Below are 14,402 nucleotides of genomic sequence, written 5' to 3' on the forward strand. Positions count from 1 at the left end.
CGGTACTCCTTGACAGAACCGTCAATCAGCACGTCAAAGGGCCGGATGGTCTTGTCCGTCCACAGATAGCCGGTGCCGGGCTTGCTCTCGGCCAACTCATACGAGCCATAGGGCAGGGCGCGGACATCTGACTGGGCGATACCATCCTTGACCTCAATGGTCAGGCAAACCTCGTCCGGCTGGTACAGAGCGCCGTCCACATACACGGCGTTTTTGCTCTTGTTGGTGATTTCAAACAGCGTTCCGTCCAGGCTTGCGCCGCCCAGCGGGGTCAGCAGGAGGGACTCCAGGTCGCGTTTCTCGATGAGGACGCCGCCGCGAACCACCTCGTTATCCATGAAGAACGGATAGACCCTGCGGTTCTCTGTGATTTCCGCCAACTGGTTAGGAGCCGTGTTCAGCATGGATTCATTGGTGGCGCTTTCATGGAGGATATAAGAACCGTATGGCAGAGCATCGGGAGCCGTGCTGGCCTTGCCCTCGCTGTCCGTGGTCAGGGTCAGGGCGACCTCGCCGGGCGCGGCCTTCTTGCCGCCCACCTCCACAGGGTTCTTGGACTTGTTCACGATTTCAAACTGAATGCCAGAGAAGTCAGCATCGCCCTGGGGACGTTCCCCGGTCTTGCTGTCCCGCTTCACAACAGAAACACCGCCCCGCATGACTGTATCCGTCACGTTGGCGGTGTTGTCGTTGAACTCATTGTTAGAACCTGCGGGAATCTCGCAGAGCTGGGTGGACACGTCGCTGACCAGATACCCCTCGCCCGCGCTGATCTCCCGGAGGGTCCAGTCCTCTCCATAGGGGAAGTAGTCGGTGGTAAACTGGCCTTTTTCGTCTGTGGTGTACTCCTTAACCAGCTCGTTCCCTTGGTACACACCGTACTTTGCCCCAGCCAGGGAGCCGTTGCCCTGGGGGATACTGCCAGTCCTGTCGTCTGTCTTGGTGACCGTGACCCGCCAGCGTTTCAGCTTGTTCTCAAACTGGATGGAGGCGGTCTGCCCCTCGGTTAGCTGGAAGGTCTGGGACTCCGGCTTGACGTATTTGTTGGGGACATTGATTTCGGTGGCGGTATAGGTGATTTTGCTACCATCTGCCGCGTAGATGGGGAGGCCGTCGATGTCGATGCTGCCGCTGGCGTCGGTGGTCTTGGTGGTGCTGCTGCCATCGCTGCCGGTAATCTGGAACTGGATGCCCTCCACCTTTCCGTCCTCGGAGGTCTTGACCAGACCTGCGCTGCCTACCGCATCCGTTTTCACCTTGATGTAACAGCCCACAGGCTCCCCGCCATCCGCATTGTAGGTGGCAAAGTCCTGCTGGGATGGGTCACTGGTCTGCCAAACGGCTACAGCGCCTTTCCCAACAGTTAATCCGCCGCTATTAAGGATACGAGAAGAAGTTTTTGGTGTAAGAATAGGCTCACTAGAAGAAAGTGTCAAGGTATTCCCACTTGTTGTGATTGTAACGCCAGGAACTGATCCCTGAAATCTGTACTTGCTAAGGACAGCATTGGTGTCAGTGACCGTAGCGCTATACTTACTCCCATCCCATCTCATAGTAATGGTTTCAGCTTTGCTGGCCTCCTTACTGGCAAAGCTGGGTATCTTCATAAAGTCGGTGAGCTTCTGCTTGACCTCCCGGTAATAGGCCAAAAACTTCGTGGCGTTGTAGGTATATGGTGCGATCTGCTCAAAGTCAGCGTCCACAGCAGCGTCAATACTGTATAGGCCGTTGCTCTGCAGCTTGACATGGTTCTTGACCGCCTCCCATACCAAAAGCTGAGTCACAGCCCACTTGTCGCCCTCATCGCTGGGGCCGTGCCAGAAGTCAGGAGCGTTCCACTGAAAACCCACAGCCAGAATAGCGGCAATGGTCTCCTGCCCGGTTTTGCTTACGTCCGCCCAGGTATAGGGCTGGTCTGCGGTAGCGCCCAGGTCTTGGTCGAGACAATAGGCCGCGATACATTTACCGTTATACAGCATGGACTTTGCAGGCATACGGCCAATGTACTTGTTGCCCAGGGTGGCCACAAGATTGGGGTTGTCGATGGGGAAACAGTAATACCCCATCTGCAAAACGCCGCCAGCGCCTACACCAGAGGCGGCTCTGGCCTTGGCTCTCTGGAGTGCGGGCCAGACCTGACGGGCCTCCACGGTTGCCAGCTCAGTATTGTAGATACTGTCGGGTTCCTCTGCCGGTTCATCCCCAGGAGAGGAGGGGCCAGTTTCCGGGAGTAAAACTGGCTCGTCTGTCACATTCAGCTCGGGCGAAACCTCTGTAGTCGAATCACTTTCGGCAGGAGGTTCGCTGGTCGGAGCTTCGGTGGAGGCCGTTTCATCCGGCGCGGATTCAGTCGCAAATGCGGACATGGGAATTACACTGAAAATCAGAATGACGGTCATAAGAAAAGCAAGTGCTCGTTTCAAGTTTTTTTGCATAAATTCATCCTTTCTCTGATATCAAATATGGCGTCATTTCGATGTGGGCATTTTACCCATCACCACCCCCTCTGTAAATCAACTTCATATCCATAGGCAGTCCCCCTTTCAATGAAAAAAGCCTTTCTGTTTCCAGAAAGGCTTTTTGGTCTATCGCTTATTCGCCGTACAACAAGTAAAATACCCCTGGCTCCGGCTCAGTCAAATAATATTGTATGGCTGTGTGCATATCCGTAAGGAAATACTCGATTTTCTCTGCTATCCCCTGTGCGCCGTATAACTCCCACCTTAAGGGTCCGGCCCAGCCAGCGCCTTCATAACAAAGACTGCGGTCATATTTTATGGTATCGGGCAGATTCAAAAGAGACTTGATTTCCCGCATTTGAGCGCTGTCCTCGACATCTGCCGGGTGATAGTAAAGACAAAAACAGTTCGTTTCCTCGTCCGCAGTTATATAGAATCTATCGCTTACTGTTCGGGTAAGCATTTGGACAAACCCATTTGCAACCGCTGAGGTATTGTTGTAATCGCTTGGACTATCCAACCAATCCCCCAAAAAGTATTTGCCTACATTGGGACTAGTGGTGAGAGAAATATCCCATGTAGCTGTAGTTCCATCATAGGCAAAAGTGGGATCATCATTCTTCCCATTCAAAACATAGTCCAGCAGCATTTCGGGATTCAAGTTATCTTTCAGTTTCGCCCGAACTTCATCTGTAATAACGATATGAGGAGCGTCCGGGACAGGAGAGGGGCTGGGCGTTACATCCGGGCTGGGAGATGGCGTGGGAGGCTGGGGGTTCTCACTGCCGCCGTTTGCCAGCAGTTCCCGGCTGCTGTAGAAAATCTGCGCCACCTGTGCCCTGGTGGCTGTGCCGCTGGGGTCCAGTTTGCCGCCGTTGCCATTGATGATTCCGTGGGTTATGGCCCACTCCATGGGGTACTTGGCGTAGCCGGACACCTTGTTCCCATCCGGGAACTGCTCCAGCAGGCCAGCCCGGACCGTCAGGTCGCAGTTTGTAAACTTGGCGTAGTTGTAGAGGATAACCGCCATCTGCTCCCGTGTCACGCTCTTGTCGGGGCTGAATTTACCGCCCCCTGTACCGTTTACAATGCCGTTCTGTGCCGCCCACTCTACATGGGGCGCGTACCAGGCTCCTGCTTTCACGTCGTTGAAACTGCTTGTGGGGTAGTCCTTCGGGTCAATTTTGGCCTTGTTCCCCAAAACGGTGACGAACATCCCACGGGTCATTGGCTCATCCGGCGAAAAGGTTGTCGCGGATGTACCATTGAACAGCTTTTCGCCTACCGCATAGTCTACTGCTGTATAGTACCACTTACCCGGCTTTACGTCCGTGAACTTCTCCGCTGCGGCAGAGGCATTGACGGTCAACAGGCTCATCCCTATGAGTAACGCTAACAGCGTTGCAATCCATCTCTTTTTCATCTTAGCTTTCCTCCCCATTTTCTCCTGGCATTGGTATGCCGTATTTTTCTATAAACTCATCCAGGGCTTTTTGCATGACCTGTGCCAAATTGGTATCGTGGGCCAGGGCATAGACCGTCAATGCCTCTTGGACAACCGGGCTAAAGCGAAGCGTATACATTCCGGTAAACGGCTTTGTAGGCTCCTTGCCGGTTTCCGTACAGGCAGTGAGGTAATCGTCTACCGCCCGGTGGAAACTCTCCTTGATTCCCGCCACGGTCTGCGCTGTGAATATGGGTATTTGTTTCATTCCCAATATCCGCCCAATCAGGCTGTCTTTCAGGTTGGAGTAGGAAACCTGACAGAGATAGTTTTTGTACTGGAGTGTGTTTGTGGGTTTCATTATGAGTATCCCTCCTTCTCTACCCATAGTATAACACACCCTCTTGCGGATTGCAACACCTTTTTAGTTGCGTTTTCAAATTCTTTTCAGTTCCACTTTCCCTCTCTCGGATTAGTGGAGAGCAGCTTATATAGCCGGGTATCAGCCGGGACGGTACTGATAAAGGGAATCATGGCCCCGCCGATCTTCATAAGGCCGTGCCCCGGCTGGGTGTTGGTGAAGTAGGTCCGCTGATTCTCGGTGATTTTGTACAGCTCGGAAAGCCTCTGGGCATTGGAGGGGGACTGGTTGAGCATGACCACAAAATCCGTGTTGGAGAGCATGGCCCGCCCGGATTCGCTGTCCAGGACTTCCTCCACGTTCTGAGTTGCCCCTGTGCAGTAGCCGTTGTACTTGCGGATTCTGCGCCAGAGGTTTGAAAAAAACTTGCCGGTGTCCTCGTCCTGGAACAGCAGGGCGAACTCGTCCGCATACACAAAGGTGATTTTTCCGGCCTTGTAGTTGCGCATGACCCGGCCCAGCAGATGGTCCAGGGTGATGAGCGTCCCTATTGGTTTCATCTGGTCCCGCAGGCCGCTCAAGCTGTAGCAAATCAGGCTATTGCCGGTGTCAATGTTGGTAGACTTAGAGAAGGTATTCAGCGCACCGTCCACAAAGCGCTCTAAGGAGAGGGCCAGTTCCCAGGCCCGGGGATTATCCATCTTCTGGAGAGCCGCCCGGAAGTCGCCCAATAGGGGCGGCAGATACCGGCCCTTGGACTTTAGGAAGTCCTTGTAAACGGTTCTTACTGCCCTATCTATGAGGGATTTTGTCTGTGCGTCCAGTCCGTCCCCCTCGCTGACCTTTTCGCAGAAGGTAGTGATAAACTCCGTCTTATAGGCCAGGGGGTTCCGCTCGTCCATGTCCAGTTCCAAATCAAAGGGGTTAATGCTGTCCTGGCCCACATGGTATACCTCGCCGCCCAGCTCTGTGACTACCTTTCCATATTCCTGCTCGGGGTCTAAGAGCAAGAAGTCAGCCTTGTCCGGGGGATATTTCAGCCGCAGGGACACCAGCTCATTCTTGCAGAAGAAGGATTTCCCGCCTCCGGTCATGCCCAGCACAAAGCCGTTACCGCTGCTCTTAGCCAGCCTATCCACCACCACAAGGTTGCGGGTGACTGCGTTCTGTCCATATAGTACCCCGCTGGAATCGCAAATCTCCTGGGCGGAGAACGGCACGAACGCCGCCAGGGTTTCGGTGGTGAGGCTGCGGTCCATGGAGATACGGTCCAGGCCATAAGGCAGGACCGTATTAAGCGCGTCCAGCTGCTGCTCGGTGCAGATATTAAACTCGCAGTTTTTGCCTCTGGTGACATTGCGGATAAGCTCCGTGTCGGAATCAAGCTGCTCCAGGGAATCCGCCATATGCGCCAGGGTGACGGTAGCCACCACCAGCCCCAAGTCCTTCTGGATGATGTCGTTAAGGCTGTCTGTAATAGCGTCCCTGTCCTTGCGGAAGTTGTACGGCTCCGGGGGTGCGATCTGCATCCGCTGGAGCTGCTTTTGCTGAAAGCGCATGGAGTTGGCCTCCAGGGAATCCAGCTTTTTGGTGTAGTATTTCACGGACTCCTCGGTGGGCACAGGCAGGAAGTTCACGGAAAGAATCATCTCTGTGTCGAGATTGATAAGCTCCTTGACCGTATCATCGTAAATCCAACTAGCGTATTCGGTCATTGCCAGCACACGGACGTAGCGTGAGCCGATTTTGAAGTAGTCGGGGGCGGGGAGGAAGCTCATGGGGGCAATGCTGTCCTTAAAGCTGTGCCTTTTGCGCCGCTTGTCCTCAAAGTCGAAGTGCCAGTAATTTTCATCCCCGGGGCGGTAAAAGTCGTGGAGGATGCGTAGACGGTCCGACAGGTCAACTGGGGCCAGCTTGGAGCCCATGTTGGCAAAGCCCAGGGCCAGTTCTGTGCCCACTCTGTCAAAGTGTATCCCGGCCTCTTTGGGCGTGGACTTGCTGACGGACGCGGTAAAGTACCGCTCCTGGATAATGCCGGTGCCACGGCCCGCTTGATTTTCCAGAATCTCATTCATCTCCCCGCGCAGTTCATCCAGGCTGTCATGTTGTCCGGCATATTGCAGCCGTTCCAGCAGTTCCCGGTTGATGTGCCGGTTGATTATGGTGATCTGGGACATCTCGCCGGGGGTGCAGCCCTTAGCCAGCGTCCGCATATCCCGGATAATGCCCTCTTTCTCCGATTGACCTGCTATCTGATAATTGATGTCAGAGAAACGGTAGGTCCTGGAATAGATGCTGCCGTTGGAGAGGAACATCCCATCCGGATATACGGTGTCCACGGGGATAAGGTCCTGGGTGGAGCGGGGGCGCTTAAAGTAGTTCTTTTCCCGGTGGCGGGCCTTCATCTTCTTTTCACTTTGGAGCATTTCATCACCTTTCCTTTCTTGGTAGAGTTTGTCTGTACGGCTTGCCGGAGCGGGTTGTCGGGCCGGAAAAAGAGGGGCCTGTTCAGCACCAGCCGGGAGCGGATGAACACCCCTACCATGCGCACAAAGGGCATCCCATGCCAGCGCACAAACCCGAAAGCGCCAAAGGGCACAGCCGCCGCCACGCAGAGCCAGCTCACGGCCTCCATGCTCATCCTGCGGTTGCAGAGCAGGTAAACTCCCAGGGCAGCAGCTCCGGCAAGCCCAGAGAAGATGAGCTGCCGAAGGGTCATGCCGAAGTAGACAACCTCCTTATACTCCCGCACATCCTGGTTGGATTTGATCTGCATACTTTTTGCCATTGCCATCACGTCCTTGTATAATAGAGTAGTAGTTATTAAAGCCCCTCTCCAAGGGCTGTGCTACACTGAAAGGGATGCTGTGGATTGGTGCCCACGTCCTACCACCCAGATGGTTCTAGAAAGGTTCCAACCACAGCCCTTTGCAGTTTTGTTGATCAGTTAAATACCGCCAGACGGTTTATGTAGAACAAGGCTACAAAAGCAAAGTGTTCTGTGGATGCAGCATCACAAATTTTCCGTTGGAGGTATTGCTATGATTTGCGTAGGAATTGATGTGGCCAAGGACAAGCACGACTGTTTCATCCTCAACTCAGAAGGCGCTGTTCTGGCGGATGTGTTCACCATCGCCAACAATCTGGAAGGCTTCAACACTCTGCTGGACAAGCTCCGGGCCTGCTCCACGCCTCAAGACAGCATAAAAGTAGGGCTTGAGGCAACCGAGCATTACAGCTACAACATCCTTGGGTTTCTTCTTGACAGAGGGCTTCCCACCTATGTCCTGAACCCTCTGCGCACCAACTTGTACCGGAAAAGTCTCAGCCTCAGAAAGACAAAGACGGACCGGGTGGACGCGCGAACGTTCGCGGCTATGCTTATGAGTTGTTGTACAACTCAATCCGATGCGGGACTCAAGCCCTACACGGATACAGCATACCACAACAAGGAGTTAAAGTCGCTAACCATATACCGTTTTGACAAGGTAAAAGAGCAGGCCAAATTGAAAACTTCCGTTTCCAGACTGGTGTGCATCCTGTTTGCTGAGTTGGAGAAGCTGGTGACAACCCTTCACACAGCGTCAGTCTATGCGCTGCTGTCTGAATTTCCAGGGGCCAAACAAATTGCTGACGCCCATCTGACCAGGCTGAAGACCCTGTTGGCAGATGCCTCCAAAGGCCGTTATGGGAGGGATATGGCAGTAGAGATCCGCGATGCCGCCAGAGGCTCTATAGGCTCAAGAATGCCTGCCAAGTCCCTGGAATTGCAGCACACCATCCGCCTCATCCGGGAGTTGGACGCAGAGATTGAAGAAATTGAGGCCGCGATTCAGGCCATCATGGAGGAACTTCGCTCCCCCATCACCACGATCCCCGGCATTGGATACCGCATGGGTGCCATGATCCTGGCCGAGGTTGGCGACTTCTCTCGGTTTGATTCCCCTGACAAGCTGCTGGCCTACGCCGGTATGTCTCCTTCTACCTACCAGTCCGGGCAGCTGAAAAACTGTTATCCCCACATGGAAAAACGTGGTTCCCGCTATCTTCGCTATGCCCTCTATAACGCTGCCAAATACGTCTGTCATTGGGATCCTGGATTTGCTGCCTATCTTGTCAAGAAACGGGCTGAAGGCAAACATTATAACATCGCCTTATCCCACGCCGCCAAGAAACTGGTACGGCTTATCTTCGCTCTGGAGAAGTCCAGGCAACCCTACTGCCCGGCAGTTTGAGCTCCTTCGATAGCTTTCCGGGGTCCTCCTGGGCCTCTGCTTTGCTATGCCTTTTTGAACCGTCTAACTTTTTCCGCCTCCCTTCATTTGGGGGGTTGACTTTTAATAGTTAATCTTTCTACATCCCGAAAATACGGTGTGTCACTTGGTCGGCCCCCTTGATGATACCCAGCAGCAGGAGCATATTGAAAATCAGGCTGTACATATAGGCCATTTCTTCTGCCGCATCCCCAATCCACTGGAAAATGCCCAGCCCTGATAGGTCTATGACCGGGGACTGGCAGTAGGCCGAGAACACGATAAGGGCCAGCCCAATGGTAAGGCCCTCCAAGCTCACCCCGGCAAAGGACTTGAGGAAATTCTGCCCAATGGAGTGGGTGGATTCCGAGCCAAAGGTAGCCAGGGGGATGGGGGACAGTGCCGCGAAAAGGTAGATTTTGAAAAATCGGCCGATGACCGTCAGCAGTAATGTTACAGAAAGCACCACTGCCACGATAAAGCCAATTAGCCCCAGCAGGAGCGAGGGAATTTGTGATAGTGGGTTGACAACCGCCATAATGGTGGAGATGATTTTGAGTATGCCGGTATCGTCAAAGTTGGGGGCCGTAACGCCTGCCCACATATTCCCATCCGTCAGGCCGCTGGTGGTGAACACCTTGGTAATGAGCGCTCCGGTGATGGCAAATATCCCATTCACCAGTTTCCAGGCCACGCCTATGGCGTACTTGGAAAGGATGAATCGGACAAACAGCTTAAAGACATGCTCCGGGCGTTTCAGCTCCACATAGGAACCGGCGGTGCGTACCACGTTCCAGAGGGTCAGAATCACCAGCAGGGCGTAGGAGAACGCCTGCAAGCCGTTGTTGATGTTCTCCATAGCCAGCGCCACGTTGGGTGCAAAGGCAGGTCAGGTCTTGGGTCAGGAAGTTGTAGGAGGTTTCTGTGGCAAAGCTGAACAGGTCCAGTATAGATTGTATAAACATAGGCTATTTCTGGATGGCGGTCAGGATTTCCGGCGAGAAGAAGATAATGATTGCTCCGGCAATGCACATCAGCCCTTGAATCCTCTGGCTGGGGTCGTGGCCCGAGAAGGACATTCCCACCTGTAAAATGCCATAGATACAGAGGATGCCGCCGATCACTTTCACCAGCCCGGTGATAAGCTCATTCAGGTTGGTAAGCATGGTGTCAACCTCCGTTACCCCGGTGGTGAGGGGACGGATGGTGAGTGCGTCCACGCCTGCGGCCTGGGCCGGGATAACAGCGCAGCTCATAAGCACCATAACGGCGGCAATCACTGCCAGCAGCTTTCTCATTTTCAGAAAGATTTTCCTTGTTTTCAGATTCATGGAATCATTCCTTTCGTTAAAAAATGGCAGGAGCGTCACATCTGTACCGCTCCTACTTGGATTCATTATCGTCAATAAAGGTAAACCACACAGGCTTGGCCTCGGGCAGCGCCATGACCTGCTCCTGGGTCATATCCATAACCGGCTCAAAGCTGGCGGCAACATGGGTCAGCTCATTGTGGACATAGGGCGCGGCCCCGCCATAGGTCGTTTCCTTGATGTGGGGGTGGCGCTTGAAGTCAAACTTCCCGTCCAGGATGGGCCGCTCCCCGCGCACGAACAGCAAAGCCAGCTTGTTGTCCAGCATCCGTATCTCGTCCGGGGTCAACAGTTCCCGGCCCAACTGCTGCTCGTTTTTGGAAAAGCTCCCGGAGCGCCCCTTGGACTGCCCAAAGGTGTTGGTGCGGATGGTCTGCTTGCCCAGAAGCTTAGAAAGATACTCATGGGTGCCGCTCTCGTTGCCGCCCAGGTATAGCAGCAGGTCGGCGTTGTTCATCATGGCCTGCCACTGCTTTTCATAGAGGGCCTTGAGCTAGCTCATGTCTTGCAGGATGATAGAGGCCGATATACCGTACTTGCGGAAGGTGGCAAGGCGCAGCTCAAAGTCCTTCGGGAGCGTTACGTTGGCGAACTCGTCCATTAGGATGTGCATGGGAACTTTCAGCTTGCCATGACGGTTTCCGTAGTCATAGAGGATTTCAAAAAGCTGCCCATAGAGCAGGCTGACAAAGAAATTGAAAGAGGAATCCGCAACGGGCGTGACCGCGAAAATCACCGTCCTTTCCTCCGGTGCGGTCAAGAGGCCCAAATCATCCGAGTTGGTGGTGGACAGCCGCTCAATGGATTCCAGGTTGAACTTCCCCAGCCGGGACAGCAGGGTGATCTGAATACTCTGCAAGGTCTTGGTAGCACCGGAGTGGTAGGCCCTATAGTGCTTGAGCGCAACATGCTCCGGCTCCCGCTGTTCCAGTTCCGTGAACATCTGCTCCACGGGACTGGAATCCTTTTCCCCCTCCACCAGGGCCATGTTACGGAGCAAAAACTGAATGGTGGGAAAGTTCTGTTCCTCCGGCGGGGCCTCATAGTACAAAAATAGGCGAGAGCTGAAAGCAGCTCCTTCGCCATATCGTCCCAAATCTGTTCTCCCTTTTGTGCGCCCTGCACCGCCGTGGCTTTCCAGAAATTTTCCACCATCCTGTCTACATCGTCATCGTTGCGCAGGAATACAAAGGGATTGTACCTGTCCGAGCGCTCCGGCTCCACCAGATTGAGAACATGGATGGTATAGCCATGCTCTTTGAGATAGTTCCCGGTGGCCCGGAGCATTTCTCCTGATGGGTCAAGGCAAACATAGGAGTGGCTGGCCTGCAAGAGATTGATAAGTACATGAGTGGTGGACTTGCCCGACCCGCTGCCGCCGATCACCACGGTGTTAAGGTTTCGCCTATGCCTGTACATGCTCTCCTGGGAGCTGCCAATGGCAACGTGCTGGGTCATAATGAGATTCTTGTCCGGCGATTTTCTGTCCCGGTACTTCCGGTCAATGGCGCGGGGACTGCCCCACTTGGCGCTGCCGTATTCCTCGCCGCGACGGAAGTTCATGCCAGAGGAAACGAACATCAGCACAGCCAGACCATAAATGAACAGGCATACCAACACACAGCGCGGGGTGTCCGGCACAAGCTGAAACCGGAACGGGTTTGCCATAGCCCTGTTGAGAGCGGAAAACATCCCCGCCAGCCCGCTGTTTATTCCCGGCGCCAGGGCAATGCCCAGCCAGACAGCCACAAGCCCCCCGGCTATGCCCACCACTATGGCGGGCAGTCTGTTCTGTCCGGGTTTCATACCGCCAGGGTATCATCCCTTGCATCCTCCGGCCTGTACCGTGGGCTGGAAACATACAGGCCCAGGAGCCGTTCCATCTCCGCAATCCCCCTCTGAATCTCCTGCCCCGCCATGCCGCTGGCCCGGATCACGCTGGAAAGCAGGTCCCGAACAGCGCCGCACCTCTCCTGTACACTCCCGCCGGGGATTTCCGGGAACACCTCCCGCTGGAATAGAATATTCTCTGTGCTGATATCGAACCGCCGCGCCAGCACATACCCGCCGCAGAGGGCCACAAAGTTGGTCACAGGATTGCGCTCATAGGTCTTGCCCATGAACTTGTGCTGCTCATAGTGGCAGAACTCTTTGAGTAGGGAAAAGCACATCTGCTGCGCGTCCTGCCCCTCTCGGACGCGCACTTCGTTAAGGGCGGGGATATAGGTCCCGTCCACACCGTCAGGAATCTGCGAATCGTACTCAATGCTGAAGTCAGCGGCCAGGGCAATGGCCCTGATAATGTCCATGGGCTCGGTCCAGAACACTTCCCTTGGCTGGGAGCGGGCCGTGGTCTGGCTGATGTCAAAGCGGTACTCCACATTGTAGTAATACTTTGTCCGGTGGGTCTTGGAATCCTCCTTGCCGGGGGAGCGAACGTAAACGCGGATGCCCTTTTCGCCCCTGCGGATGTATGCCTGCTCCTTTTTCCAGTCCTCAAAGGAGCCCAGCCGTGTCGCGCCCGGACACTGGGCGTAAATCAGCAGGGCATTGGCGCTGCCTCCGCCCAGGGTCCCGCTGGCAAGGTTAAGCCGCTCCACCACATCCAGCAGGCGGGGGAACTGCTCCATATCGCCCCAAACCCCCTCCACGGTTTCGGCGGTCAACCTGCCGGTTTCCTCCCGGAGCTTTTTCTGGTAGGCAAGATACTGGCTAAAATCAAATTTCCCGTTCATGGTAACATCCTTTCTGCGTTAGATTTCTCTTGTTGCCGTGCTCAAATGGTGCATATTCTTTTCATAGAAAAGCCGGGCCGTATCGTCCCGGCTGGGAATGCTGCCCGCCACAGAGGGCTGGCCCAGGGTTTCCTTACCGGCACCCTGACGGATTGCCTCAACCCTCTCCCGGACCGACTGCCGCCCGCTGGCGGTAGACGTTGACAAGCCCTCTGACGGAGCAGCGCTCCCGCGCTCCGCCGGGGTAGTAGGGTTTGGGGCGGCGTGGGGCTGCACCTCGTCGATGAACTGCGTGATGAAGTCCGCGTTCATGGCCCGGTTGCGCTGGCGCAGCTCCTCCTCACTCATGGACTCCACCTCCTGGGGTGTGACTTCCCTGGCTGATTCCTGCTCATACTCCGCGGACTTCACGCCGTTGAGTTTATTGATTTCAATAATGCGGTTCACGATGTCCGCCTGGTCCGGGCTGCAGAAGATGGTAAACAGCCGCTCACCCTCTGGATGAATCTTGTCCAGGCTCACACAGGAGAACCGTACCCCAGCGCTCATGGCAGCGTCATAAAAGGTCTTGTAATCCTTTTCCATAAGGTCGAACTGGCAGAAACCCTTGCCCTGTTGAATCATCCGCTCCATCTCCATGGCGCTGCGGGTACTGTAATCCTGCTGGTTCATCCCGGCCATGACCCCGGCAAGCCGGGCGTTGTTCCGCTCCCCGGCGCGCGCCGCCTCCTCGATAATTCGGAACACATAGGCAATACCCTTGTATGTCACCCGGAACACGGTGTCTACTGCCTCTGTTGTGTTGTCCATAATTCATCACCTCTTTCCCTTCCTAACTGGCGTTGAGCAATCTCCTTTTCCCGGTCCACTGCCGCCGTAACCGAAGTACAGCGTTCCGCAATATCCTTGCAAAGACTCCGCTCCCGGTAGAGCGGTTTCAGCCGCTGGTTAATATCTGAGATTTTCTGCTCTATCACCTGCCTTTCCTCCCAAGTGGGGTTCTTCTGCAAATCCCGTTTCAAATACCACCTCTCTTTGTGCAGTTCATGGATTCTTTCACCTAGCGAAACCTGATAGGCGCTCAGCTCCTTTCCTGTCTGAATTTTGTTGTGCACCAGCAGCCGCGCCTCCTGGGAATCCTTTTCCAGCTTGGCCAGGGCCTTGCGCTGCTCCATACTGGGATAGTGGGGGTAGCTCTGCCGCCGGATGCTCACCAGCATATACCGGTAGTGCAGGTAGGTGGCGTTAAGGCCACGGCGGTCATATCTCCGGGCATAGTAGCCGGTATACCGCTTTTGGTATGTGCGGTGTTCCTCCTGATTCTTCCACACTCCATAGACCTGCCGGGGTTTTTGCTGCCGGGGGCGGCGATCCTGATTCTTTCCGGCAATACGATTGCGAATATCTTCCTCTGTATATCCGTCTTTGAATTTGTACAGCCGGAAAAATCCGTGGCCCTCCGGGGAAATAGCCGGGTACTTGCCGTCCCGCTTGACCCGGTAGCCCATCTGCGTCAGGATGCGGTAAAAATCATCTAGGTCTTTTGCCGCGTCCACGGCCCGGTCTATATCCTGGTACATGATGGAGTGGACCGTAGGGGAGGACTGCGGTTTCTTATGGTGCTGGGCCGGGTAGCTCTCATACTTGTGCGACTTCGCCTCCTATTACAATATAATTTGGTTGGGACCCTCGGCAGCCAGCCGGGGGTTTCGTCCGTCTCGTGCCAAAGCTACAATAAGAGGAGCAACTGGCTGGCCTTCACCTCCTTGGGCTTTGAAGT

11 protein-coding genes and 2 pseudogenes are annotated in these 14,402 nt (G+C 54.7%); 1 reads left to right on the forward strand and 12 read right to left on the reverse strand.

Annotated features, from left to right (window positions below; all coding sequences use genetic code 11):
• From U8U68_RS20450 to U8U68_RS20470, 5 genes are all read right to left on the reverse strand, one after another.
• The coding region (locus U8U68_RS20450; RefSeq protein WP_322204114.1) for an MSCRAMM family protein at positions 1 to 2,435 on the reverse strand (2,435 nt) is incomplete at its 3' end.
• Between the two features lie 157 nt (positions 2,436 to 2,592).
• The gene (locus U8U68_RS20455) at positions 2,593 to 3,882 is read right to left on the reverse strand and encodes an S-layer homology domain-containing protein (protein WP_322204116.1); all 1,290 of its coding nucleotides are present in this window, start codon (positions 3,880 to 3,882) and stop codon (positions 2,593 to 2,595) included.
• 1 nt (position 3,883) lies between these two features.
• Positions 3,884 to 4,264, reverse strand: coding sequence for a type II toxin-antitoxin system HicB family antitoxin (locus tag U8U68_RS20460; protein WP_322204118.1), 381 nt, complete (start codon positions 4,262 to 4,264; stop codon positions 3,884 to 3,886).
• Positions 4,265 to 4,350: 86 nt separating this feature from the next.
• Positions 4,351 to 6,690: a VirB4-like conjugal transfer ATPase, CD1110 family gene (locus U8U68_RS20465; RefSeq protein ID WP_322204120.1), complete on the reverse strand. Its 2,340-nt coding sequence runs from the start codon at positions 6,688 to 6,690 to the stop codon at positions 4,351 to 4,353.
• Positions 6,666 to 7,052 carry a PrgI family protein gene (locus U8U68_RS20470; protein ID WP_322204122.1) on the reverse strand — a complete coding sequence of 129 codons (387 nt, stop codon included), beginning with the start codon at positions 7,050 to 7,052 and terminating at the stop codon, positions 6,666 to 6,668. Before U8U68_RS20470 ends, U8U68_RS20465 begins: the two co-directional genes overlap by 25 nt.
• 253 nt (positions 7,053 to 7,305) lie before the next feature.
• Here U8U68_RS20470 and U8U68_RS20475 point away from each other — a divergent pair, with 253 nt between their 5' ends.
• Positions 7,306 to 8,499: an IS110 family RNA-guided transposase gene (locus U8U68_RS20475; protein WP_322204124.1), complete on the forward strand. Its 1,194-nt coding sequence runs from the start codon at positions 7,306 to 7,308 to the stop codon at positions 8,497 to 8,499.
• Positions 8,500 to 8,617: 118 nt separating this feature from the next.
• Here the strand turns inward: U8U68_RS20475 and U8U68_RS20480 are convergent, their stop codons facing one another.
• From U8U68_RS20480 to U8U68_RS20505, 7 genes and pseudogenes are all read right to left on the reverse strand, one after another.
• Positions 8,618 to 9,376: a hypothetical protein gene (locus U8U68_RS20480; protein WP_322204126.1), complete on the reverse strand. Its 759-nt coding sequence runs from the start codon at positions 9,374 to 9,376 to the stop codon at positions 8,618 to 8,620.
• Positions 9,377 to 9,485: 109 nt separating this feature from the next.
• Positions 9,486 to 9,848: a formate hydrogenlyase gene (locus U8U68_RS20485; protein WP_322204128.1), complete on the reverse strand. Its 363-nt coding sequence runs from the start codon at positions 9,846 to 9,848 to the stop codon at positions 9,486 to 9,488.
• 52 nt (positions 9,849 to 9,900) lie between these two features.
• Positions 9,901 to 10,983, reverse strand: a pseudogene (locus tag U8U68_RS20490) (VirD4-like conjugal transfer protein, CD1115 family).
• Positions 10,983 to 11,693, reverse strand: a pseudogene (locus U8U68_RS22540) (type IV secretory system conjugative DNA transfer family protein); the annotation flags it as partial. The pseudogenes U8U68_RS22540 and U8U68_RS20490, both read right to left, overlap by 1 nt.
• The gene (locus tag U8U68_RS20495; protein WP_322204130.1) at positions 11,690 to 12,622 is read right to left on the reverse strand and encodes an ArdC-like ssDNA-binding domain-containing protein; all 933 of its coding nucleotides are present in this window, start codon (positions 12,620 to 12,622) and stop codon (positions 11,690 to 11,692) included. The pseudogene U8U68_RS22540 and the gene U8U68_RS20495, both read right to left, overlap by 4 nt.
• A gap of 18 nt (positions 12,623 to 12,640) precedes the next feature.
• Positions 12,641 to 13,432, reverse strand: a complete 792-nt coding sequence (locus U8U68_RS20500) for a DUF3801 domain-containing protein (RefSeq protein WP_322204132.1) — start codon at positions 13,430 to 13,432, stop codon at positions 12,641 to 12,643.
• Positions 13,408 to 14,202 (reverse strand): hypothetical protein, encoded by a 795-nt coding sequence (locus U8U68_RS20505; protein ID WP_322204134.1) that lies wholly within the window; start codon positions 14,200 to 14,202, stop codon positions 13,408 to 13,410. Before U8U68_RS20505 ends, U8U68_RS20500 begins: the two co-directional genes overlap by 25 nt.
• Between the last annotated feature and the right edge of the window lie 200 nt (positions 14,203 to 14,402).

The organism is Acutalibacter intestini, from assembly GCF_034334985.1.
GTDB classification, from domain to species: domain Bacteria; phylum Bacillota; class Clostridia; order Oscillospirales; family Acutalibacteraceae; genus Acutalibacter; species Acutalibacter intestini.

Coding starts and splice junctions, on each gene's coding strand:
- U8U68_RS20505 (WP_322204134.1), bottom strand. CDS start 14,202: ATGTACCAGGATATAGACCGGGCCGTGGACGCGGCAAAAGACCTAGAT.
- U8U68_RS20465 (WP_322204120.1), bottom strand. CDS start 6,690: ATGCTCCAAAGTGAAAAGAAGATGAAGGCCCGCCACCGGGAAAAGAAC.
- U8U68_RS20460 (WP_322204118.1), bottom strand. CDS start 4,264: ATGAAACCCACAAACACACTCCAGTACAAAAACTATCTCTGTCAGGTT.
- U8U68_RS20500 (WP_322204132.1), bottom strand. CDS start 13,432: ATGGACAACACAACAGAGGCAGTAGACACCGTGTTCCGGGTGACATAC.
- U8U68_RS20470 (WP_322204122.1), bottom strand. CDS start 7,052: ATGGCAAAAAGTATGCAGATCAAATCCAACCAGGATGTGCGGGAGTAT.
- U8U68_RS20495 (WP_322204130.1), bottom strand. CDS start 12,622: ATGAACGGGAAATTTGATTTTAGCCAGTATCTTGCCTACCAGAAAAAG.
- U8U68_RS20455 (WP_322204116.1), bottom strand. CDS start 3,882: ATGAAAAAGAGATGGATTGCAACGCTGTTAGCGTTACTCATAGGGATG.
- U8U68_RS20475 (WP_322204124.1), top strand. CDS start 7,306: ATGATTTGCGTAGGAATTGATGTGGCCAAGGACAAGCACGACTGTTTC.
- U8U68_RS20480 (WP_322204126.1), bottom strand. CDS start 9,376: ATGGAGAACATCAACAACGGCTTGCAGGCGTTCTCCTACGCCCTGCTG.
- U8U68_RS20485 (WP_322204128.1), bottom strand. CDS start 9,848: ATGAATCTGAAAACAAGGAAAATCTTTCTGAAAATGAGAAAGCTGCTG.